At 68.7% G+C, this 19,660-nt stretch carries 21 protein-coding genes; 6 read left to right on the forward strand and 15 right to left on the reverse strand.

Annotation, left to right across the window (positions count from 1 at the left end; all coding sequences use genetic code 11):
• Positions 1-744 carry a 2,3-diphosphoglycerate-dependent phosphoglycerate mutase gene (gene gpmA, locus ABNK63_RS16090; RefSeq protein WP_350016196.1) on the reverse strand — a complete coding sequence of 248 codons (744 nt, stop codon included), beginning with the start codon at positions 742-744 and terminating at the stop codon, positions 1-3.
• Positions 745-890: 146 nt separating this feature from the next.
• On the opposite strand from gpmA, the gene ABNK63_RS16095 reads away from it, so the two are divergent.
• The gene (locus tag ABNK63_RS16095; protein ID WP_007807055.1) at positions 891-1,550 is read left to right on the forward strand and encodes a hypothetical protein; all 660 of its coding nucleotides are present in this window, start codon (positions 891-893) and stop codon (positions 1,548-1,550) included.
• A gap of 75 nt (positions 1,551-1,625) precedes the next feature.
• Here ABNK63_RS16095 and hemF read toward each other — a convergent pair whose 3' ends face one another.
• On the reverse strand, positions 1,626-2,543 hold the full coding sequence (gene hemF, locus ABNK63_RS16100) for an oxygen-dependent coproporphyrinogen oxidase (protein WP_350016197.1): 918 nt from the start codon (positions 2,541-2,543) through the stop codon (positions 1,626-1,628).
• A 113-nt stretch (positions 2,544-2,656) separates the two neighbouring features.
• Positions 2,657-3,361 (reverse strand): YdcF family protein, encoded by a 705-nt coding sequence (locus ABNK63_RS16105; protein WP_350016198.1) that lies wholly within the window; start codon positions 3,359-3,361, stop codon positions 2,657-2,659.
• 150 nt (positions 3,362-3,511) lie between these two features.
• Between ABNK63_RS16105 and ABNK63_RS16110 the strand changes: the two genes are divergently transcribed.
• Genes ABNK63_RS16110 through ABNK63_RS16125 form a run of 4 tightly spaced genes read left to right on the forward strand, consistent with a single transcriptional unit; the run spans position 3,512 to position 7,867 of the window.
• Entirely contained in the window at positions 3,512-4,705 is a 1,194-nt protein-coding gene (locus ABNK63_RS16110; RefSeq protein WP_040673076.1) for a beta-ketoacyl-[acyl-carrier-protein] synthase family protein, read from the forward strand.
• The gene (locus ABNK63_RS16115) at positions 4,702-5,502 is read left to right on the forward strand and encodes a beta-ketoacyl synthase chain length factor (RefSeq protein ID WP_350016199.1); all 801 of its coding nucleotides are present in this window, start codon (positions 4,702-4,704) and stop codon (positions 5,500-5,502) included. The genes ABNK63_RS16110 and ABNK63_RS16115 overlap by 4 nt, the downstream gene beginning before the upstream one ends.
• Positions 5,499-6,257 (forward strand): glycosyltransferase family 2 protein, encoded by a 759-nt coding sequence (locus ABNK63_RS16120; protein ID WP_007807050.1) that lies wholly within the window; start codon positions 5,499-5,501, stop codon positions 6,255-6,257. Before ABNK63_RS16115 ends, ABNK63_RS16120 begins: the two co-directional genes overlap by 4 nt.
• Before the next feature lie 29 nt (positions 6,258-6,286).
• Positions 6,287-7,867 (forward strand): tryptophan 7-halogenase, encoded by a 1,581-nt coding sequence (locus tag ABNK63_RS16125; RefSeq protein WP_350016200.1) that lies wholly within the window; start codon positions 6,287-6,289, stop codon positions 7,865-7,867.
• Between the two features lie 4 nt (positions 7,868-7,871).
• Here ABNK63_RS16125 and fabG read toward each other — a convergent pair whose 3' ends face one another.
• From fabG to ABNK63_RS16165, 8 genes are all read right to left on the reverse strand, one after another.
• A complete protein-coding gene (gene fabG / locus ABNK63_RS16130) occupies positions 7,872-8,609 on the reverse strand; it encodes a 3-oxoacyl-ACP reductase FabG (protein WP_007807046.1) in 738 nt (245 codons plus the stop codon).
• Positions 8,610-8,625: 16 nt separating this feature from the next.
• The gene (locus ABNK63_RS16135; protein ID WP_007807044.1) at positions 8,626-9,060 is read right to left on the reverse strand and encodes a hypothetical protein; all 435 of its coding nucleotides are present in this window, start codon (positions 9,058-9,060) and stop codon (positions 8,626-8,628) included.
• Positions 9,044-11,413 (reverse strand): MMPL family transporter, encoded by a 2,370-nt coding sequence (locus ABNK63_RS16140; protein WP_350016201.1) that lies wholly within the window; start codon positions 11,411-11,413, stop codon positions 9,044-9,046. Before ABNK63_RS16140 ends, ABNK63_RS16135 begins: the two co-directional genes overlap by 17 nt.
• A gap of 2 nt (positions 11,414-11,415) precedes the next feature.
• Positions 11,416-12,072, reverse strand: a complete 657-nt coding sequence (locus tag ABNK63_RS16145) for a LolA-related protein (RefSeq protein WP_350016202.1) — start codon at positions 12,070-12,072, stop codon at positions 11,416-11,418.
• On the reverse strand, positions 11,999-12,952 hold the full coding sequence (locus ABNK63_RS16150) for an acyltransferase (RefSeq protein WP_350016203.1): 954 nt from the start codon (positions 12,950-12,952) through the stop codon (positions 11,999-12,001). Before ABNK63_RS16150 ends, ABNK63_RS16145 begins: the two co-directional genes overlap by 74 nt.
• Positions 12,949-13,254, reverse strand: a complete 306-nt coding sequence (locus ABNK63_RS16155; RefSeq protein ID WP_350016204.1) for a hydroxymyristoyl-ACP dehydratase — start codon at positions 13,252-13,254, stop codon at positions 12,949-12,951. Before ABNK63_RS16155 ends, ABNK63_RS16150 begins: the two co-directional genes overlap by 4 nt.
• Positions 13,251-13,967: a hypothetical protein gene (locus tag ABNK63_RS16160; protein ID WP_007807034.1), complete on the reverse strand. Its 717-nt coding sequence runs from the start codon at positions 13,965-13,967 to the stop codon at positions 13,251-13,253. Before ABNK63_RS16160 ends, ABNK63_RS16155 begins: the two co-directional genes overlap by 4 nt.
• 109 nt (positions 13,968-14,076) lie before the next feature.
• A complete protein-coding gene (locus ABNK63_RS16165; RefSeq protein ID WP_007807032.1) occupies positions 14,077-14,346 on the reverse strand; it encodes a phosphopantetheine-binding protein in 270 nt (89 codons plus the stop codon).
• Positions 14,347-14,438: 92 nt separating this feature from the next.
• Between ABNK63_RS16165 and ABNK63_RS16170 the strand changes: the two genes are divergently transcribed.
• Positions 14,439-15,431 carry a pteridine-dependent deoxygenase gene (locus ABNK63_RS16170; RefSeq protein WP_350016205.1) on the forward strand — a complete coding sequence of 331 codons (993 nt, stop codon included), beginning with the start codon at positions 14,439-14,441 and terminating at the stop codon, positions 15,429-15,431.
• Between the two features lie 39 nt (positions 15,432-15,470).
• On the opposite strand, the gene glmU is transcribed toward ABNK63_RS16170, so the two are convergent.
• From glmU to atpD, 4 genes are all read right to left on the reverse strand, one after another.
• Positions 15,471-16,838 carry a bifunctional UDP-N-acetylglucosamine diphosphorylase/glucosamine-1-phosphate N-acetyltransferase GlmU gene (glmU, locus tag ABNK63_RS16175; RefSeq protein WP_007807029.1) on the reverse strand — a complete coding sequence of 456 codons (1,368 nt, stop codon included), beginning with the start codon at positions 16,836-16,838 and terminating at the stop codon, positions 15,471-15,473.
• Between the two features lie 71 nt (positions 16,839-16,909).
• The gene (locus ABNK63_RS16180; protein WP_007807028.1) at positions 16,910-17,446 is read right to left on the reverse strand and encodes a hypothetical protein; all 537 of its coding nucleotides are present in this window, start codon (positions 17,444-17,446) and stop codon (positions 16,910-16,912) included.
• A gap of 172 nt (positions 17,447-17,618) precedes the next feature.
• The gene (locus tag ABNK63_RS16185) at positions 17,619-18,044 is read right to left on the reverse strand and encodes a F0F1 ATP synthase subunit epsilon (RefSeq protein ID WP_007807027.1); all 426 of its coding nucleotides are present in this window, start codon (positions 18,042-18,044) and stop codon (positions 17,619-17,621) included.
• Positions 18,045-18,167: 123 nt separating this feature from the next.
• Positions 18,168-19,580, reverse strand: coding sequence for a F0F1 ATP synthase subunit beta (gene atpD, locus ABNK63_RS16190; protein ID WP_007807026.1), 1,413 nt, complete (start codon positions 19,578-19,580; stop codon positions 18,168-18,170).
• Between the last annotated feature and the right edge of the window lie 80 nt (positions 19,581-19,660).

A 19,660-nucleotide genomic window follows, 5' to 3' on the forward strand; every position in this document is an offset into this window, starting at 1 on the left:
CTACCTGGCCTTGCCCTGGTTGGCCACCGCGGCCATCTTCGCCGCGATCGCCTCGGCATCGCCGAGGTAGTAATGGCGGAGCGGCTTCAGCTCGTCGTCGAATTCATAGACCAGCGGCACGCCGTTGGGGATGTTCAACTCGACGATCGACTCGTCGGAGATGCCGTCCAGGTACTTCACCAGCGCCCGCAGCGAATTGCCGTGCGCGGCTACCAGCACGCGCTGGCCGGCGCGGATCGCCGGCGCCAGCACCTGGTGCCAGTACGGCAGCACCCGCTCCACCGTGTCCTTCAGGCACTCGGTGTCGGGGATGTCCTTCGGATCAAGCTTCGCGTAGCGCGGATCGTGTACCGACTCGTTGGCGGCGCGATCCAGCGGCGGCGGCGGGATGTCGTAGCTGCGGCGCCAGATCTTGACCTGATCCTCGCCGTACTTCAGCGCGGTCTCGGCCTTGTTGAGGCCGGTGAGGCCGCCGTAATGACGCTCGTTGAGGCGCCAGTCGGTGACCACCGGCAGCCACATCAGGCCCATCTCGTCCTGCACGCCCCACAGCGTGCGCACTGCGCGCTTGAGCACCGAGGTGTGCGCCACGTCGAAGCTGTAGCCACCCTCGGTCAGCAGGCGGCCCGCCTCGCGTGCCTCGGCCATGCCCTGTTCGGTGAGGTCGACGTCGGCCCAGCCGCTGAAGCGGTTGTCGAGGTTCCACTGCGATTGGCCGTGGCGGATCAGGACGAGCTTGTGCATGGGATGCTCAACAGAAGGGAACAAGGCGGGAATGGTGCAGGCCGCCTCCGCTGCCGTCAAACGCGGCCCCTGCCACAGGTCATGCTAAACCCCTCGACGGCACCGGGCATCCTAATGTCGATACCCACCCACTCAAGGAGATTGTCATGCGTCGATTCCCCACCCTTCTGATGTTCGGCACGCTGGCGCTGGGCCTGCCGCTGCTGGCGGCCGCGCACGACGGCGACATCGACAAGGTCAACGGCGCGGTGCGCGTGGAAGCCGGCCAGCAGGCGGGTGACGTCAGCACGGTCAACGGCGCGGTCCACGTCGGCGACAACGCCGTGGTGAAGGAAGCCAGCACGGTCAACGGCGCGGTCGAACTGGGCGCGAAGGCGCAGGCCACCGAGTTGGGCACCGTCAATGGCTCGATCAGCCTGGCCAGCGGCAGCCGGGTCAGCGGCAAGGTGGACGCGGTCAACGGCGCGATCCATCTGGATCAGGGCGCCGATGTCGGCGGCCGGGTGGAGAACGTCAACGGCGCGATCGTGCTGGACGCTGCCCACGTCGGCGGCGGCATCGGCACCGTTTCGGGCGACATCACCGTGGGCGCGAACTCGCGCGTCGAGGGCGGCATCCTGGTCGACAAGAGCCACAGCTGGTTCAGCGGCAACAGCCACACGCCGGTGGTGGTGATCGGCCCGCGCGCGGTGGTGCAGGGCACGCTGGAGTTCAAGCGCGAAGTGGTGCTGAAGGTCAGCGACAGCGCCCAGATCGGCCCGGTGAAAGGCGCCACCGTCGTGAAGTTCAGCGGCGCCACGCCGTAGAGGCAGGAGTGAGTGGAGAGAAGTGAGAAACGAGAGGGCCAAACGTGGCCATTCTCACTTCTCACTCCTCCTCGCTCACTTCTCGCTACTCAGCCAGTCGCGCGGCTTCAGGTAGGCGGCCAGTTCCGCCTCGGCCGAGCCGGCTTCCGGTTGATACGCATACTCGAAACGCACCCGCGGCGGCAGGCTCATCAGGATCGATTCGGTGCGCCCGCCGGACTGCAGGCCGAACAGCGTGCCGCGGTCGTAGACCAGGTTGAACTCCACGTAGCGGCCGCGCCGGTACAGCTGGAATTCGCGCTCGCGCTCGCCGTACGGCGTGGCCTTGCGGCGCTCCACGATCGGCAGGTAGGCGTCGAGGAAACCCTGGCCCACGTCCCTGGTGAAATCGAGGCAGCGCTCGAAGCCGCCTTCGTTGAGATCGTCGTAGAACAGCCCGCCCACGCCGCGGGTCTCGTCGCGATGCTTCAGGTAGAAATATTCGTCGCACCACTGTTTGTAGCGCGGATAGACGTCCGCGCCGTAGGGCTGGCACAGGTCGCGCGCCACCGTGTGCCAGTGGCGCACGTCTTCGTCCACCGGATAGAACGGGGTGAGGTCGAAGCCGCCGCCGAACCACCACACCGGTTCAACCCCTTCCTTGCTGGCCTCGAAGTAGCGCACGTTGGCGTGGGTGGTCGGCACGTGCGGGTTCTTCGGATGCAGCACCAGCGACACGCCGGTGGCGACGAAGCTGCCGCCGGCCAGGTCCGGCCGATGCGCGGTGGCGCTGGGCGGCAGCCTGTGCCCGGACACGCGCGAGAAATTCACCCCGGCCTGCTCGAATACCGCGCCATCGCGCAGCACCCGGGTGCGCCCGCCACCGCCTTCGGCGCGGGTCCACGCGTCTTCCTCGAAACGTGCGCCGCCGTCGACCTGTTCGATCGCGCGGCAGATGCGGTCCTGCAATTCGCGCAGGAAGGTTTCGGCGAGGTCGGCTTGCTGGCTGCTCATCACGGGACTCGTTGCGGTAAGGCGGTCAGCTTAGCAAGTGCGCTCCGCAGGGGCGCTGCGACGCGGCGCCGCGGACGTCTGCGCTGGATCAGGGCGCACGCGGCGCGCGCATGTCAGCTCAGCCGCTCGGCCATCCGCCGGTTGCCGGTCAGCGCGGCCCAGCGCGCGCCAACGTCGATCCACATCAGGTAGCTGGCCTCGATCAGCAGGCGGCCGAGCGTGCGTGGCCGCAGCGAAAGCGCGGACTCGGCGGCGACCGGCTGTCCGTCGAAGCCCAGCCGCCTGGCCAGCATGCCGCAGCGGGCGAGGTGGTAGCGACTGGTCAGCAGGGCCACCGGCGGCAACTCGCCGGTGGCCGAGTCGATCCGCAACAGCTGGCGCGCGTGGCGCAGGTTTTCCAGCGAGTCCACCGAATCCTGTTCCAGTTCCATGCGCACGGCGCCGGCCAGGCCGTGCCGCCGCAGCCAGTCCTCGCCGGCCGCCGCCTCGCTCTGCGTCCCGCCGCTGTAACCGCCCAGCAGCAGCAGGTGGTCGGTGTGCCGCTGCTCGACCAGCGCCAGCGCGCGGCGCAGGCGTTGCCGGTAGTCCGGGCCCGGCGCGTCGCGCACCAGCTGGCGACCGAACACCAGCACGATCATCCGCCGCGGCGGCTGCAGCGGGCTGCGTGCGGCGACCCGGCACACGTGGACCAGATAGCCCAGCCAGACCAGCCCCGCGCTCAGCAGCAGGGTCAGCAAGGTGACCAGCGCCGCGTGCTGCACGTCGCGATCGCGCAGGTAGCGCCAGGGACTTCGGGAGGTCGGCGGATGGGCTTGCACGGGAGACCGGGGCGGCGGGAACGATGCGGCCTAGTTTCGCACGCCTGTTCGCGACATCTTCATGCCGTCGCGGTCACTCTCTGCGCTCGCGCATCCACAGGCTAGGCATTCCGCCGGGTCACCGTTAGGCTTTCCAAGATGCCCACCAAGATGACCCCTCTCGCCGTCACTGCCCATACCGCCACGTCGGCGCTGGGCAGCGGACTGGCCGCCCAGCTCGCCGCACTGGAAAGTGCCCGCAGTGGCCTGCGTCCGAACGACATCAGCAGCGCGCCGCTGGCGTGCTGGATCGGCCGCGTGGACGGCGTGGAAGCGGTGCGCCTGCCGGCCAGCCTGCAGGTGTGGGATTGCCGCAACAACCGGCTGGCCTGGCTGGGCCTGAACCAGGACGGTTTCATGCCGAAGGTCGAGGCGGCCCGCGCCCGTTACGGGGCGGCGCGCGTGGCCCTGCTGCTGGGCACCTCCACCGCCAGCATCGGCGCCACCGAGGAGGCCTATCGCCAGCTCGACGCCGACGGCGGCTTCAGCGACGACCGGCTCTATCCGCCCCTGCACGCGCCGCATTCGCTGACCGCCTTCGTGGCAGCGGCGTTGCAGCTCGAGGGCCCCTGCCTCACCGTCTCCACCGCCTGCTCGTCCAGCGCCAAGGTGTTTGCCAGCGCCGAGCGGCTGATCCGCCTGGGCCTGGCCGACGCGGCCGTGGTCGGTGGCGTGGACAGCCTTTGCGACAGCGTGCTGTTCGGCTTCAACGCGCTGGAGCTGGTCTCGCACGAACCGTGCCGACCGTTCGACGCCGCCCGCAACGGCATCTCGATCGGCGAGGCTGCCGGCTTCGCCCTGCTCGAACGTGCCGCCGCTGCGCCCGATGCCATCCAGCTGCTCGGTTATGGCGAAGCCAGCGACGCCCACCACATGTCCACTCCGCACCCGCAAGGCCTCGGCGCCGAACTGGCGCTGGACGATGCGCTGGCCCGCGCCGGCCTGTCCGCGGGCCAGGTCGACTACATCAACCTGCACGGCACCGCCAGCCAGAAGAACGACGAGGTGGAAGCGGCACTGGTGAGCCGCGCGTTCCCGGCGCGCACGCGGGCCAGCTCGACCAAGGGCTACACCGGTCACACGCTGGGCGCCGCCGGCATCGTCGAGGCCACCGTCGCGATGCAGGCGATCGAACATGGCCTGATTCCCGGCAACCTCGGCGGCGACACGCCCGATCCCGGCTGCGGCGCGCAGTTCGCCTGGCGCAACGAACGACAGACCGTCGACGTGGCGCTCAGCAATTCGTTCGGCTTCGGCGGCAACAACGCCTGCCTCGCCTTTGCCCGCGCAGGATTCGGCGCGTGAGCGGGCTGGATGTCTGGGTCGACGGCGTCGGCCTGTGGTCGTCGCAGCTGGCCGACTTCGCCGCCCTGCGCGAAGTGCTCGCCGGCCGCCCGCCGCAACCGCCGCAACCGCCGCCGCGCCGACCCGCGGCCGCCACCCTGCCCGCCAATGAACGCCGTCGCGCCCCGGAAAGCGTGCTGCTGGCGGTGGAAGTCGCCGGCCAGGCGGTGGCGATGAGCGGCCAGGATGCGGCCGGCGTCGCCTGCGTGTTCGCCTCCTCCCACGGCGACCAGGCGATCACCGACTACATGTGCGCCACGCTGGCCCAGGTGCCGACCGAGCTGTCGCCGATCCGCTTCCACAACTCGGTGCATAACGCCGCGGTGGGCTACTGGACCATCGCCACCGGCTGCCATGCGCCCTCCACCGCGATCGCGGCGCAACGCGCCAGCTTCGGCGCCGGCCTGCTCGAGGCGGCCAGCCAGGTGTGCAGTGAACAGCGCCCGGTGCTGCTGGTGTGCAGCGATTACCTCGGCAACGGCCCGCTGCTCGAAGTGACCGCCTGCACGCAGCCGTTCGGCTGCGCCCTGCTGCTGATGCCGACCCGCAGCCCGCGCAGCCTGGCCCGGCTGCGATTGACGCTGACAACCACGGCGGCTTCGAGCACACTCGACGAACCGCTGGCCAGCTGGCGCCAGGCCAACCCCTCCGCCACCGCGTTGCCGTTGCTGGCACGGCTGGCGCAGGGCGATGGCAGCTGCCACATCGCGGCGGCCGCGCAACTGGGATTGCAGATCGACATGGAGAGCGTCGCTTGAACACCGTCAACCCGCGCTGGTGCGTGCTGATTCCCTGCCTCAACGAGGAGGCGGCGATCCAGTCGGTGGTCGAGTCCGTGCTGGCGCTCGGTGCACCGGTGATCGTGATCGACGACGGCTCCGACGACCGCACGCCGGAGATCGTCGCCACGCTGCCGGTGACCCTGCTGCGCCACGAGCAGCGCAAGGGCAAGGGCGAGGCGCTGCGCCACGGCTTCCGCGAGGCGATGAAGCTCGGCTACGACGCCGTGCTGACCATGGACGGCGACGGCCAGCACCTGGCCGCCGACATCCCGCACATCGTGGCCGCGGCGGCGAAGTACCCGCAACACATCGTGATCGGCGCACGCCTGCTGGACAAGGAGCAGCAGCCGAAGGGCCGCCGCCGCGCCAACGCAGTGGCCGACTGGGGCATCTCCTGGGCCTGCGCGCAACCGATCGCCGACACCCAGAGCGGTCAGCGCTGGTATCCCCGCGCCGCGCTGGACCTGGTCGACCTGCCGGCGGAGAACTTCGTGTTCGAGGCGGCGATCCTGATCGCCGCCTCCCGCGAGAAGCAGCTCGGCGTGGTCTCGGTGCCGATCGCCTCGCGCTATCACGGCAGTTTCCGGCCCAGCCACCTGAAGCCGGTGCGCGACGTCACCCGCATCACCACCTACACGATCGGCCGCGTGGTCCATTACGGCAGGATCGTGGCCAGCTATCGTCGTTCGCGCGCCGCGCCGATCCTTTTCGAAGTCGGCACGACGCACTGAGTTTCCGCGCCACCCACGGAGTGCATCGCATGAGTCGGACGGAGCACGAAGCGGTCATCCTCGGTGGCGGCCTGGCCGGCCTGTGCCTGGCGCTGCAACTGCGCGGCGAATTCCCGGACATGGACATCCTGGTGCTGGAGCGCAACCGTCATCCGCTGCCGGTGGCCGCGCACAAGGTCGGCGAATCCACGGTGGAGATCGGCGCGCATTACTTCGACCACACGCTGGGCCTGCGCGAACACCTCGATGCGGCGCACATCCGCAAGTTCGGCCTGCGCTACTTCTTTTCCGAAGGGCGCGACGACATCCAGAACACCACCGAACTGGGCGTGAGCCGGGTGCTGCCGGTTCCCAGCTACCAGCTCGACCGGGGCATCTTCGAGAATTTCCTGGGCGAAGAGGCGCGCCGACGCGGCATCGACTTTCGCGACGGCGCCACGGTCAGGGGTTTCAGCCTGGGCGAACACGGCGATGCGCACGAGGTGCGCTTCACCGACGACAAGGGCGAACACACCGTCGCCGCACGCTGGCTGCTCGACGCCTCCGGCCGCGCCGGCCTGCTGCGTCGCCGGCTGGAACTGACCGCGGACAACGGCCACCACGCCAACGCGGTGTGGTTCCGCATGGATGCGCGACTGCACATCGATCGCTGGAGCGACGATGCCGAATGGGGCGCGCGCTGCACGCCAGCCGAGCGCTGGCGTTCGACCAACCACCTGATGGGCGCGGGCTACTGGGCGTGGCTGATCCCGCTGGGCTCGGGCGCGCACTCGGTGGGCATCGTCTGCGACGCGGCGATGCATCCGCTGGACGGCATGCGCGATTTCGAGCACGCGCTGCGATGGCTGCAGGAAAAGCAGCCGGCGATGGGCCGCGCGATCGCCGCCGAGCGCGACAGCCTGCTCGACTTCCGCTTCCTGCGCGACTACTCGTTCAGCAGCCGACGGCTGTTCAGCGCCGACCGCTGGGCACTCACCGGCGAGGCGGGCAGCTTCCTCGATCCTTTCTACTCGCCCGGCAGCGACTTCATCGCGATCAGCAACACCTACATCACCGGACTGATCGGCCACGACCGCGCCGGTCACAACCTCGCGCCCTACGCCCACTTCTACGAAAAGCTGTACCTCTCGTTCTACGACAGCACGCTGACCCTGTTCCGCAACCAGTACCCGCTGTTCGGCAACGCCGAAGTGCTGTCGGCCAAGGTGATCTGGGATTACGCGTACTACTGGAGCGTGCTGTGCCAGCTGGTGTTCCAGCAACGGCTCACCGACCTGGCGTTCCTGGGCGAAATGCGTGCCGAGCTGGAACGGGCGCAAGCCCTGAACAGCCGCATGCAGTCGCTGTTCCGCCACTGGCACGCCGCGGGCGGCGGCCACAGCCGGCGCGAGATGCTCGACCAGTGTGCGCTGGCGTGGTTCGGCGAACTCAATGCGACCCTGCACGATCCGCTCGACGAGGCCGGAGTCCGTGCCCGCCTGCGCCACAACGTGCGCATGCTCGACGGCGTGGCCGATGCGCTGGTGCTGCAGGCCAGCGCCAGCGACCCGCGCCTGCACGCACCGATGTCGGGCCAGCCGCGCCCGCCGCTGTTCAGGGCGGTGGCGTAGCCGGTCAGCCCATCCCGCCGTTGACGCCGATCACCTGGCCGTTGATGTAGGCGGCCGCGTCCGAGCACAGGAAGGCGACCAGGGCGGCGACTTCTTCCGGCTTGCCCGCGCGCTGCGCCGGCACCACCTCGCGGATGCGCTCGGGTGGAAACGCCGCGTCGGCCATGCGGCCCTCGATCACGCCGGGCGCCACCACGTTGACGGTGATGCCGCGCGAGGCCATCTCGCGCGCCAGCGACTTGCTGGCGCCGTGCAGCGCGGCCTTCGCGGCCGCGTAGTTGGTCTGTCCCCGATTGCCCAGCTGGGCGGCCACCGAGCTGACCGACACGATGCGACCGAAGCGCTGCCGCGCCATCGGCAGCAGCAGCGGCTGGGTGACGTGGAAGAAGCCGTGCAGCGAGACATCGATCACCCGATGCCACTGCTCGTCGCTCATGCCGGCCATCGGCGCGTCGTCATGGATGCCGGCGTTGTTGATCACCGCGTGGATCGGCCCTTCGGCCAGCAGCGTGTCGAGCGCGGCGCGGGTCACCTCGGCGTCGGCGACGTTGAACGCCAGCGCCTGCGCACGGCCGCCCCCGGCGACGATCGCGGCTGCGGTGTGCTCGGCCCGGGTCAGGCTGTGGTGCCCATGCACGATCACCTGCCAGCCGGCCGCGGCCAGTGCCTGGCAGATCGCGCCACCGAGTTCGCCGCTGCCGCCGGTGACCAGGGCGCGGCGGAGTTTGCCGGTTTCGGACATGGGATGACGCTCCTGATCAGCGGGCCGGATGGATCACGGCGGCACGGCCAGAGGCCAGCAGCCGACCGCGATGTTCGACGCGGAACGCATATTGTGCGCCGCCATCATCGGCATAAAGGCATTCGCCGTGCACATCGAGTTTGCCATCCAGCCGATCGACGTACTCCTCGAACAGCTGCACCTCGCGCAGGCTGACCAGCATGCCCGGCCGCACCTGTTCGTCGCCGCGCGCGCGGGCCAGCAGCGCGCCGTGCACGGCCATCGCCTGCGCGCCGTATTCGGCCAGATGCACCGCATGCAGGCCGTGTTCGCCGCGCAGCGGATTGTCGACGCGCGCGTGGCCGGCGCTGGTCGCGTGGATCGTGCGTTGATCCCAGCCGAGCACGGCGTCGAGCAGGCACATCGTGCCTGCATGGGGAATCAGTTTTTCCCAATCACTCTTCGGCAGCATGCGGCGCCATCAGGATCGACAGGCAGAAATGGAAGGCCACGCCCAGACTCACGGTGAGGCCGATCGCGCGCAGCACCGGGATCGTGGCCCACGCCAGCATGCCGAACACCAGCAGCGCGGACAGCACGCAGACGATGGTGGCGTGCAGGGTGCGTCGCTGTTCGGCGGGGTCGCCGGTGTCGCGCTCGAAGAACAGCGCGTAGTGCAGGCCCAGCCCGCCGGCCAGGATCAGCGCCACCAGGTGGAACAGCGAGACCTCGATGCCAATCACCCGCTCCACCGCCAGCACCAGGAAGGTGGCCAGGGTCATCGGTGCCAGCACATGCCAGGCGCGACGCACGCTGCGCAGCGCAAAGCTGATCGTCAGCACCAGCAGCAGGCTGGCCGCCAGCAGCGCCTGCAGGATGCGCGTGCGGTAGTCCACCACCAGCGATTCGGAGGCGGCCTTCAGATCCAGCAGGCGCACGCTGCCGTGGCTGCCGGCGCCCAGCGACTGCAGCGCGGCCACGTCGTGCACGCCGCTGACCGTGCCCAGGCCCAGCCAGTGTCCGTCGCGCTCGACCAGCATCGCGGCCAGGCGCTGGCCCAGCGGGGTCTGCGCGTAGCGCTCGGGCGTCAGCAGCGGCAGGCTGCGTGCGGTTTCCACGTCGTCGACGAACGGCTGGAACAGGTCGGCGCGGAAGGGCAGGCCATGCAGCGCTTCATCCAGTGCACGCTGCAGCGTGGCGCGATCAGGCAGTTTCGCCTGCCGCTCGCGTTGCACCGCGATGCTGGGCAGGTAACGCGATGGCAGTTCCAGCGCATCGGCGGCATGCCTTGCCACCAGTGCATCGACCCGGGGCTGCAGCTGCTCCGACAACGCCAGCACGCCCTGCTCGGTCGGCGCCTGCAGCACCAGCAGGTAACGCACGTCGGGCGCGCCCAGCGCCTCGCGCAGGCGCGCGTCGTGTTGCAGCAGGTCCTGCGGCAACGGGGTCAGCGCGGCCAGGTTGTTCTGCCAGAACGAACCGCGCGCCAGGGCCAGCATCGCCACGATCGCGACGGCGACCAGCAACGGAATCCAGCGCGGCCGCGGCAACCGGTCCACGAATCGCCGCGCCCGCGCCAGCCAGGCCATGTCGGCCACGTCGCGCACGCGGCGCGGCAGCAGGTGCGGCAGCAGGTAACGGGTGCTGAAGCCGGCTACCAGCAGGCCGACGATGGTGAACACCGCCAGCTGCTTCAGGCCATTGACGCCGGACGCATAGAAGGCCAGATAGGCGATGCATGCCGACGCGATGGCAGTCAGCAACAACGGCCACAGCGCGCGCACGCTCTGCACCGCATCCTCGCCGGCGCGGCGATGGCTGAGCACGCGGATCGGGTACTCCTGCGCCACACCGAGCAGGGTGAAACCGAATGCCAGGGTGATCCCGTGCACGTCAGGAAACGCCAGCGTCAGCGCCGCGATCCCGGCAAGCGCCGCGCTGGCGATCGGCAACGCGCCCAGCAGCAGTGAACTGAAACTGCGATAGGCCAGCAGCAGCAGCGCGATGAAACCCACGGTGGAGATGCGCCCGATCCAGTCGGCCTGGTGCCGCGTCTGCGCGCCGACGACCACGCTGAAGTAGCCCGGACCGCTCAGCTCGAGCTTCGCCGCCGCGCTGCCCGGCAGCGTGGCGAAGGCCTGGCGGATGCCAGCGATCGATTGTTCCTGTGCGCCCGGATCGAAGCCCGCGGCCACCGTCTGCACCAGCAGCAGCGCCTCGTCCTGAGGCGAGAACCACACCCCTTCCCGCACTTCGGGCGACTTCGCCGGCGCCCACGACTCGGCCAGCTTCAGCACTTCCAGCGTGGGATCGCGGGGCAGCAGGCCTTTCAGCAGGCTGGCCGCGGGCGAGGACAGGTCGTCCAGGCGCTGCTGCAGCTGATCGGCCAGATACGCCTCGTCCAGCGGCTGCGTGTCCAGCGTGGGCGAGAGCAGGAAGCGATACGGCAGCAGGCTGCCGTCCAGCGCGCCGAGATCGAAGCTGCCGTTGACCACCTGGCTGTAGCGCGGATCCTTCTTCAACGCGGCGAGCAGGCCCTGGCTCAACGCTGCCAGCCTTTCGTCGGGGGCACCGCCGCCGGCCATGGATGGCCCAGTGCCGCGAGCGCAGGACGCGCATGAGCGGCTGATCGACAGCAGCAGCAATCGCGAACCCGGGCCCTCGCCGACCTGCTCCATCAGCAGGCGCTGGTCGGGCGTGGTCGGCGCGGGCATGAAGCTGCGCAGGTCGGTGCTGATCTTCAGCCGTTGCGCCACCATCCAGCCCAAGGCGGCCAGCGCCAGCAACCACACGACCAGCAAGGTCGCACGGGCGCCCCGACGCATGCTCAGGGTGCGCCCTGGCACAGCGCCTGCAGCGCCTCGCGGGTTGGATCGGCGGGCATCTTCGCGGCCAGCGGCCCGAGCAGGTCGACGGCAAGGTCACCGTCGGCCTCCTGCATGTGCATGCAGCGCGACTGCTTGCCGACGCCATCGATGCGGATGCTGGCCACCGTCTTCGCCACGCGCGCGTCGCGCGGCACCAGGGTCAGGGCCCAGGCGCCGTCGGCCGTGCCCGTCTGGGTGATCTCGAAGGACTTCTGCAGGCGCGCCGCGTCGCCGCTGAGCAGGGCCACGAAGCTGTCCAGCAGCACCTGGAGTTGCGGCGCGCGCTTCAGCGAAAAGTGCCGCGCGCTCCTGCCCTCGCGCTGCTGGGTGACCTCGCCGTTGGCGATGGTGGAAGTCTCGTGCTGCGGCTGGTCGACGCGCCGCTGCAACTGGTCGCCGCCCAGCCACGACAGCTCGCCGGATACCACCAGCGGCTGCTGCAACACCTGCAGGAAACGCGCTTCGGCGAACGCCGCATGGGCGGGCGCCGGCTGTCCCAGCGCGGCGATCAGCGCTTGCGCCGGGGGAGACGAGGGCGCCGGCTCAGACGCCGACGCGCTCGCGCAAAGCGTCAGCAGCAGGCTCGGCAGCAGGAGGTGCGTCTTGCCAGAAATCATAGAAATTGAACCAGTTGTAGGGGGCTACGCGGATGTAGTGTTCCAGTCGCTGGGCGTAGCGGGCAATCAGCGCATCGAGCGCGGGACCCCGATCATGCCGCGGAATCTCCACCCGTTCGCTGAACGGTTCGAACACCAGTCGATAGCGGTTGCCACCCAGATACAGGCCGAAGCACAACACGACCGGCACCTGCAGCGTGTGCGCCAGCAGCCACGGGCTGATCGGAAACGGTGCCGACGAACCGAGGAAACCGGTGCGACGCAGCGTTTCGTGGCCGCGGCCACGATCGGCCAGCATCGCCACCAGTGCGCCGCTGCGGCAGGCCTCGGCCATCGCCAACGCGATGCTGGTGCCGTCCTGCGCCGCATCGATCACGCAGGCGCCGATCTCCGGCGCCAGCTCCTCCAGCAGCTCGGTCATCGCCGGCGTCTTCTGCTTGTCCAGCACCACCCGCAGCGGCATGTCGGGCCTGCGCGCACCCACCGCGCGAAGGGCTTCGAAACTGCCCTGGTGGGAACCGAACAGCAGCACGCCACGACCGCGTGCATAGCGTTCGTCGAGCAACTCCAGGCCTTCGGTCTCGATCTGGAACGGCTGCTCGCCATGCGCCAGCAGGAAGATCCGGTCGAGGATCGTGGCGGCGAAGCAATGGATGTGCTTCAACACCTGCCACGACGACACCGGCCCGTCCAGCACCCGTTCCAGATACTGCCGCGAGGCGAGCCGTTCCGGCCCCCGACGCACGTAGAAATACAGCGTGATCGGATACAGGCACAACCGGCCCAGCCGGCGGCCACCGTACAGGGCGATGCTGCGGATCAGCCAGATCGCGAAGCGGCCACCGCCTTCGGGCCGGCTCTGCCAGTGTTCGTTGCTCATGTCGCTCCCTCGACCACGCCACGCGCCAGCAAATGGCCCTCGCGCCGGATCTCGAATCGGGCCCGCGTGCCTTCCGGCACGGCCCCGGTCAGGCACAAAGCGGCCGTTTCGCCCGGCAGCAGCGATGCCACGAATTTCGCCTCGAGCACCCGCGCCAGGCGTTGTCCGCGCCAGTGACGCAGTGCCAGCGCAACCTGTTCCAGCAGGACCACGCCGGGAACCAGCGGACGCCCGGGAAAGTGTCCCGGCAACGCCGGGTGGGTGGCATCGATGCGCAGGCTCTGCTCGAAGCAGTCGCTCATGAGGGCATCACCGGTTTGCCGCGCACCAGCTGCGGCCAGTGCAGCGCCAGTTGCAACAGCATGTCGTGCAGGCCCGGATGGCTGAGATGGCGCAGGCGCCAGCGTCGATACCCATATTCCAGCAGGAAGGCCAAAGCCAGCAACGCGTAGCAGCCCAGATGCAACCATGCAGCCGCCCAGCGCTCGGGGACTTGCAGCGGGGAGGCCACGCCGAAACGCTGCAGCAGGCCGCTGTGATCGGCGCACAACAGCAGCACGGTCAGCAGCAGCGCCTGCGCGCCAAGCAACACGGTCCAGAACCAGGTGAGCTGCCGCGCATAGGCGGCGACGCCCGGCTGCTGCAGACGCTCGGCCCCTTCGATGGCGATGATGAAGCGTTCCACCAGCGGCTCGGCGGTGGCCAGGGTGCGGCCGAACCAGATCGCCAGCAGTGCATTGATCAGCACCGGTACCGCCTCCAGCAGCAGCCCGGCGAATCCGCCCATCCACACCAGCAGCAGGCCGGCCAGCACCGCGCACCACAACAGCCACGCCGCACCGCGTCGCGCCAGCATGGGCGGCAGCAGCAGGACGGTCAGCAGCAGGGCGAGCGCCAGCAGGGCGAAAATCTGTCGATGGCTCAGCGCACCGGCGATCGCCAGCAGTGGATACACCGGCAACAGGCACAGCGCAAAACGCCGCGCATGGTCGGGCGATGGAGAGGATGCCGTCATGCAAGATTCCGCGCGGGCCCCATCCGGGAGCTTACCCTGCCATTCCCGCGGGAAGACGGCGTGACGACGCGACAGCGGGCACCGGTGCGAACACGGAGGGTTGCCGACTTCAGCTGGCGCGATGCTGTTCGATGTGATCGGACAAGGTACGCAGGCTGGTGAAGATCTGCCGGTTGTCCGGATTGTCCGAACGCAACTGAAAGCCGTAGTGCTTGGACACTGCCAGGGCGATTTCCAGCGCGTCGATCGAATCCAGGCCCAGCTCGCCGCCGAACAAGGGTGCATCCGGTTCGATCTGATCCGCTGCGACCGACTCGAGGTTCAGGCATTCCACCACCAGGGTGGCCAATTCGTGCTGCGCTGCGGTCTGCTCTGCCATGCTCGATTCCGTACGTTGTTTTCATTGCCTCCCCCCGGTGGCAGTGGGCGCGGAGTGTAACATAGCGCCCTTGTCGTCCCCGGTTGTCGAGAATGGTTCAGGGAAGTGAAAATCCGCAGGTCGACTCGCTGGCGCGCCCCGCGCCGCGGGTTTCCTATCGCATGGCCGAACCCGCCGCAGCGCTGGCCGAGTCCGGCACGCTGGCGGCGTTCGGCTTCGGCAAGCACGCCCCGCGCAGCGGCGACCCGCGTCATCTGCAGGTGCCGCTGGAAGCGTTCGAGGGTCCGGCACCGCTGGAACTGTGGCAGGTCGATGCGCCGGTCAGCAGCGGCAGCGACGGTGCGATGCACTGGGCGGCCGGCGGCGGCTGGCTGTTTGCCTCGATCGAGCTGGACGAACGCGAACACGGCGGCGCCACGGCCACCGCGGAGCTGGCCTATCGTCAGTTGCACCAGCTGGTATCCGCGCGGGCGGAGCATCACGTGCAGCGCGTATGGAACTACCTCGGCGCCATCAACCACGGTGATGGCGATGCCGAGCACTACAAGCACTTCTGCGATGGTCGTGCCAGCGGCATGGGCGATTTCTTCAGCGAAGGTTTCCCGGCCGCCACCGCGATCGGCCACCACGGCGACGCGCATCACTTGCAGGTCTACCTGCTGGCCTGCGACCGTCCCGGCCGGAAAGTCGAGAACCCGCGCCAGATCAGCGCCTGGCGCTACCCTCGCCAGTATGGCCGGACCCCGCCCAGTTTCGCCCGCGCGATGATCCTGCCGGCTGGCGACGTGCTGGCCATTTCCGGCACCGCCGCCGTGGTCGGCCATGCTTCGGCGCACCAGCACGACCTGGACGCCCAGCTCGCCGAAACCATGGTCAACCTCGACGCCTTGCTGGCCAACGCCGGCATGGCCAGCGGGTTCGACAGCCACTCGCCGCTGAAGGCGTACGTGCGCCATCGTGGCGACGCTGCCCGCGTGCGCGAGTTTCTCGGCAGCCGGCTGCCCGGCGTGCCGGTGCTGCTGTTGCACGGCGACATCTGCCGCAGCGAACTGCTGTTCGAGATCGACGGCTGGCGGTACGTCTGAGGAACGGGGGAACGGTTAGAGCATCCCCGTTCCGACCGACTACCGCTTCACCGGCCGCTTCCAGCCCTCGTAAGTCTGCTGCTTGCCGCGCGCCACGGTCAGCTCGCCATCGGGTGCGTCGCGGGTGATCACCGAACCGGCGCCGATGGTGGCCTGGGCGCCGATCGACACCGGCGCGACCAGCGAGCTGTTCGAGCCGATGAAGGCGCCGTCGCCGATCCGCGTGAGATGCTTGTTCACGCCGTCGTAGTTGCAGGTGATGGTGCCGGCGCCGATGTTGACGCCACGGCCCACCTCGGTGTCGCCGAGATAGGTGAGGTGGTTGGCCTTGCTGCCTTCGCCCAGACGGGCCTTCTTGGTCTCGACGAAATTGCCCACATGCACGCCGGCATCCAGTTCAGTGCCTGGACGCAGCCGCGCAAACGGGCCGATCGTGCAGGGGCCATGGGTGACCACCCCGTCGAGGTCGCAGTGCGATTGCACCACGGTGCCGGCCGCCAGCTGCACATTGCGCAAGCGGGTGAAGGCACCGATGCGCACGTCATCGCCCAGCACCACGGAGCCTTCCAGGATCACGTCGATGTCCAGCTCCACGTCGCGCCCGGCGGTGACCGCGCCACGCACATCGATGCGCAGCGGATCGGCCAGGCGCACGCCGTCGGCAAGCAGGGCGTGCGCGGCGCGCCAGCGGAAGGCAGCCTCCAGTTCGGTCAGCTGCAGCGGATTGTTGGCGCCGGCGGCCTCGACCGGATCGGCGCACTCCACGCTCAACGCGGGATGGTTTTCCTCGGCCGCCATGCGGAAGATGTCGGTAAGGTAATACTCGCCCTGCGCGTTGTTGCGATCGAGCCGCCCGATCCAGCCACGCAGGACTCCGGCACCGGCGATCAGGATGCCGGTGTTGACCAGGTTCACCGCACGCTGCACGTCGTCGGCGTCCTTTTCCTCGACCACGGCCCGCACGTGGGCATTGCCGTCGCACAGCACCCGGCCGTAGCCGCGCGGCTCCGCCAGTCGCATGGTCAGCAGGCTGAAGCCGCCCTCGGCTTCCACCAGTTGCCGCAGCGTCTCGACGCGGGTCATCGGCACGTCGCCATACAGCACCAGCACGCGCGCGTCGTCCGGCACCTCGCCCAGCGCCTGCTCCACCGCGTGGCCAGTGCCCAGGCGCTCGGCCTGCAGCGCCCAGCGCAGGTCGGCCTGGTCGGTGAACGCCGCCTGCACCTGCTCGCCGCAATGACCGTAGACGATGTGCAGCGCCGCCGGCTGCAACGCCCGCGCGGCGTCGATCACGTGCGCCAGCAACGGCCGGCCCGCCAGCGGCATCAGCACCTTGGGGCGGCTGGACTTCATCCGCGTGCCGGCGCCGGCCGCGAGGATGATGACGTGGAGTGGTGCGTGGTTCATGGTGTCGGCCCTGACGTATTTCGATCGAAAAGCATAGCAGCCGTTTCGGCGCCGTTGCCGGCAAAGCTGACTCAGCCCTGCGCTGCCGCGGCCGAAACCGAGGGCTTGCCCAAGTGGCATTCGAAGCGGAAGACATAGGTGAGGCTGAATGGCCGCGTGCCGCTGTCGACCACGTGGCTGTTGCCGTCGGCGTCGGCAGCCCAGCGACTGATGAGCAGGGGCTGGAACCGCCACTGCCTGGCGGCGGCGCGCACCGCATCGATGAAGGCGTGCCGGCTCGCGTCGGCCTGCTGCTCGCCGGCCACCCGCACCTCGGCTACCGCGCCCTGGTCATCGACGATGACCAGCGCCGGCACCTCCTGCGGTGACGGGCAAGCGTCCAGCAGGCCCGGCGGATACACCGGCTTCACCCGCCGGAATGGTGTCGCGCCGCTGGACACCTCACCCATCGCCAGCTGGTAACTCACCGTGCCCGGCGGCATCTCGATCCGCCATGAGGCGTCGCCGGTGGCGTTCGGCTTGTTCGGTGCCGGTGACGTGACGCAGCCACCCAGCAACAGGAACAGCAGGCTTGCCGCCGCATGTCCCAGGTTCGTCCGCTTTCCCATGTCCCGCCCTTTCCGGTCATCCGAGGCCGGATCGTGCCGACATGAAAACGCCGGCACAAGGCCGGCGTTCGCAGTTCGCAATGTCCATCGAAGCAACCGCTTCATCCGCGGGTGCGACCGTGGATGGCCGCTTCCTGATCTTGGCTCTGCGCTCATGAACGAGCGCACAAACTCAGTGCTTCAGATTCTTGCGCAGACGCTCCAGCGCCTGCAGCTGGGTCATCGCTTCGGCCAGCTTGGCCTGCGCCTCGGCAATCTCCATCGCGTCGGTGCGGTTGGCCAGGGCAGTCTCGGCCTCCTGCTTGGCGCGCTGCGCCGAGGCCTCGTCCAGGTCGGCGGCGCGGGCCGCGCTGTCGGCCAGTACCGTGACCACCTGCGGCTGCACTTCCAGAATGCCGCCGGATACCCAGAACTGCTGGCGCTCGCCGCCGTCCAGCAGCACGTCGACATGGCCGGGCTTGAGGCGGGTGATCAGCGGTGCGTGGCGCGGCGTGATGCCGAGCTCACCGAGCTCGCCGGTGGCAACGACCATCGTCGCGTCGCCGGAGAAGATCTCGGCTTCGGCACTGACGATGTCGACGCGAATGGTTTGGGTCATGGCTTTTCTCGCTGCGCTCGAAGGGAATGGGGGATCGGGAATGGGGAATGGTCAGGAGCGGAAGGAACCGGCGCTTTGCTTTGCCGATTCCCCATTCTCTGTTCCCGATTCCCGAAAGCCGCCTCAGGCGGCTTTCTTGGCGCCCATGTCCTCGGCCTTCTTGATCGCCTCGTCGATGCCGCCGACCATGTAGAACGCCTGCTCCGGCAGGTGGTCGACGTCGCCGTCGACGATCATCTTGAAGCCACGGATGGTTTCCTTCAGCGACACGTACTTGCCCGGCGAGCCGGTGAACACTTCGGCCACGTGGAACGGCTGCGAGAAGAAGCGCTCGCACTTGCGGGCGCGCGACACGGCCTGCTTGTCCTCTTCGCTCAGCTCGTCCATGCCGAGAATCGCGATGATGTCCTTCAGTTCCTTGTAGCGCTGCAGCGTACCCTGCACGCGGCGGGCGACGTTGTAATGCTCTTCACCGATCACCAGCGGGTCGAGCTGGCGGCTGGTCGAGGCCAGCGGGTCAACCGCCGGGTAGATGCCCAGGCTGGCGATGTCACGCGACAGCGCCACGGTGGAGTCCAGATGCACGAAGGTGGTGGCCGGCGACGGATCGGTGTAGTCATCGGCGGGCACGTAGACGGCCTGGATCGAGGTGATCGAGCCGGTCTTGGTCGAGGTGATGCGCTCCTGCAGCACGCCCATTTCCTCGGCCAGGGTCGGCTGGTAACCCACGGCGGACGGCATGCGGCCCAGCAGCGCCGACACTTCGGTACCGGCCAGCGTGTAGCGGTAGATGTTGTCGACGAACAGCAGCACGTCCTTGCCCTTGCCCGACGCGTCCTTCTCGTCGCGGAAGTATTCGGCCATGGTCAGGCCGGTCAGCGCGACGCGCAGGCGGTTGCCCGGCGGCTCGTTCATCTGGCCGTACACCATCGCGACCTTGTCCAGGACGTTGGAGTCCTTCATCTCGTGGTAGAAGTCGTTGCCCTCGCGGGTACGCTCGCCCACGCCGGCGAACACGGACAGACCCGAGTGCGCCTTGGCGATGTTGTTGATCAGCTCCATCATGTTGACGGTCTTGCCGACGCCGGCGCCGCCGAACAGGCCGACCTTGCCGCCCTTGGCGAACGGGCAGACCAGGTCGATGACCTTGATGCCGGTTTCCAGCAGGTCGGTCGCGGCCGCCTGCTCGTCATAGCTGGGCGCTTCGCGGTGGATGACCCACTGGTCCTGCTCGCCGATCGGGCCGGCTTCGTCGATCGGATTGCCGAGCACGTCCATGATGCGGCCCAGCGTCGCCTTGCCGACCGGCACCTTGATGCCTTCGCCGGTGTTGCGCGCCTGCAGGCCGCGCTTCAGGCCTTCAGTGGAACCGAGCGCGATCGTGCGCACGACGCCGTCGCCGAGCTGCTGCTGGACTTCCAGCGTGATCTCGGTGCCGTCGATCTTCAGTGCGTCATACACCTGCGGCACCTGATCGCGGGGGAATTCCACGTCGACGACCGCGCCGATGATCTGAACAACTTTGCCCTGGCTCATGCTGATAGCTCCGGATGAATCTCTTTAGGTCTATTGCGGCGCCGCTTCGCGTCGCCATGAATTTTTTTCAAGAGCTGCCG

This window comes from Rhodanobacter sp. IGA1.0 (genome assembly GCF_040208325.1).
In the GTDB taxonomy this organism is placed as follows: Bacteria; Pseudomonadota; Gammaproteobacteria; order Xanthomonadales; family Rhodanobacteraceae; genus Rhodanobacter; species Rhodanobacter spathiphylli.

Bases quoted from the DNA above. Each gene is read 5' to 3' on its own strand.
- ABNK63_RS16145 (WP_350016202.1), bottom strand. From the start codon at position 12,072: ATGATTTCTGGCAAGACGCACCTCCTGCTGCCGAGCCTGCTGCTGACG.
- ABNK63_RS16150 (WP_350016203.1), bottom strand. From the start codon at position 12,952: ATGAGCAACGAACACTGGCAGAGCCGGCCCGAAGGCGGTGGCCGCTTC.
- ABNK63_RS16135 (WP_007807044.1), bottom strand. From the start codon at position 9,060: ATGCTGCCGAAGAGTGATTGGGAAAAACTGATTCCCCATGCAGGCACG.
- ABNK63_RS16165 (WP_007807032.1), bottom strand. From the start codon at position 14,346: ATGGCAGAGCAGACCGCAGCGCAGCACGAATTGGCCACCCTGGTGGTG.
- ABNK63_RS16140 (WP_350016201.1), bottom strand. From the start codon at position 11,413: ATGCGTCGGGGCGCCCGTGCGACCTTGCTGGTCGTGTGGTTGCTGGCG.
- glmU (WP_007807029.1), bottom strand. From the start codon at position 16,838: ATGAACCACGCACCACTCCACGTCATCATCCTCGCGGCCGGCGCCGGC.
- ABNK63_RS16095 (WP_007807055.1), top strand. From the start codon at position 891: ATGCGTCGATTCCCCACCCTTCTGATGTTCGGCACGCTGGCGCTGGGC.
- atpD (WP_007807026.1), bottom strand. From the start codon at position 19,580: ATGAGCCAGGGCAAAGTTGTTCAGATCATCGGCGCGGTCGTCGACGTG.
- ABNK63_RS16110 (WP_040673076.1), top strand. From the start codon at position 3,512: ATGACCCCTCTCGCCGTCACTGCCCATACCGCCACGTCGGCGCTGGGC.
- ABNK63_RS16155 (WP_350016204.1), bottom strand. From the start codon at position 13,254: ATGAGCGACTGCTTCGAGCAGAGCCTGCGCATCGATGCCACCCACCCG.
- hemF (WP_350016197.1), bottom strand. From the start codon at position 2,543: ATGAGCAGCCAGCAAGCCGACCTCGCCGAAACCTTCCTGCGCGAATTG.
- ABNK63_RS16185 (WP_007807027.1), bottom strand. From the start codon at position 18,044: ATGACCCAAACCATTCGCGTCGACATCGTCAGTGCCGAAGCCGAGATC.
- fabG (WP_007807046.1), bottom strand. From the start codon at position 8,609: ATGTCCGAAACCGGCAAACTCCGCCGCGCCCTGGTCACCGGCGGCAGC.
- ABNK63_RS16125 (WP_350016200.1), top strand. From the start codon at position 6,287: ATGAGTCGGACGGAGCACGAAGCGGTCATCCTCGGTGGCGGCCTGGCC.
- ABNK63_RS16170 (WP_350016205.1), top strand. From the start codon at position 14,439: ATGGTTCAGGGAAGTGAAAATCCGCAGGTCGACTCGCTGGCGCGCCCC.
- ABNK63_RS16160 (WP_007807034.1), bottom strand. From the start codon at position 13,967: ATGACGGCATCCTCTCCATCGCCCGACCATGCGCGGCGTTTTGCGCTG.
- ABNK63_RS16180 (WP_007807028.1), bottom strand. From the start codon at position 17,446: ATGGGAAAGCGGACGAACCTGGGACATGCGGCGGCAAGCCTGCTGTTC.
- gpmA (WP_350016196.1), bottom strand. From the start codon at position 744: ATGCACAAGCTCGTCCTGATCCGCCACGGCCAATCGCAGTGGAACCTC.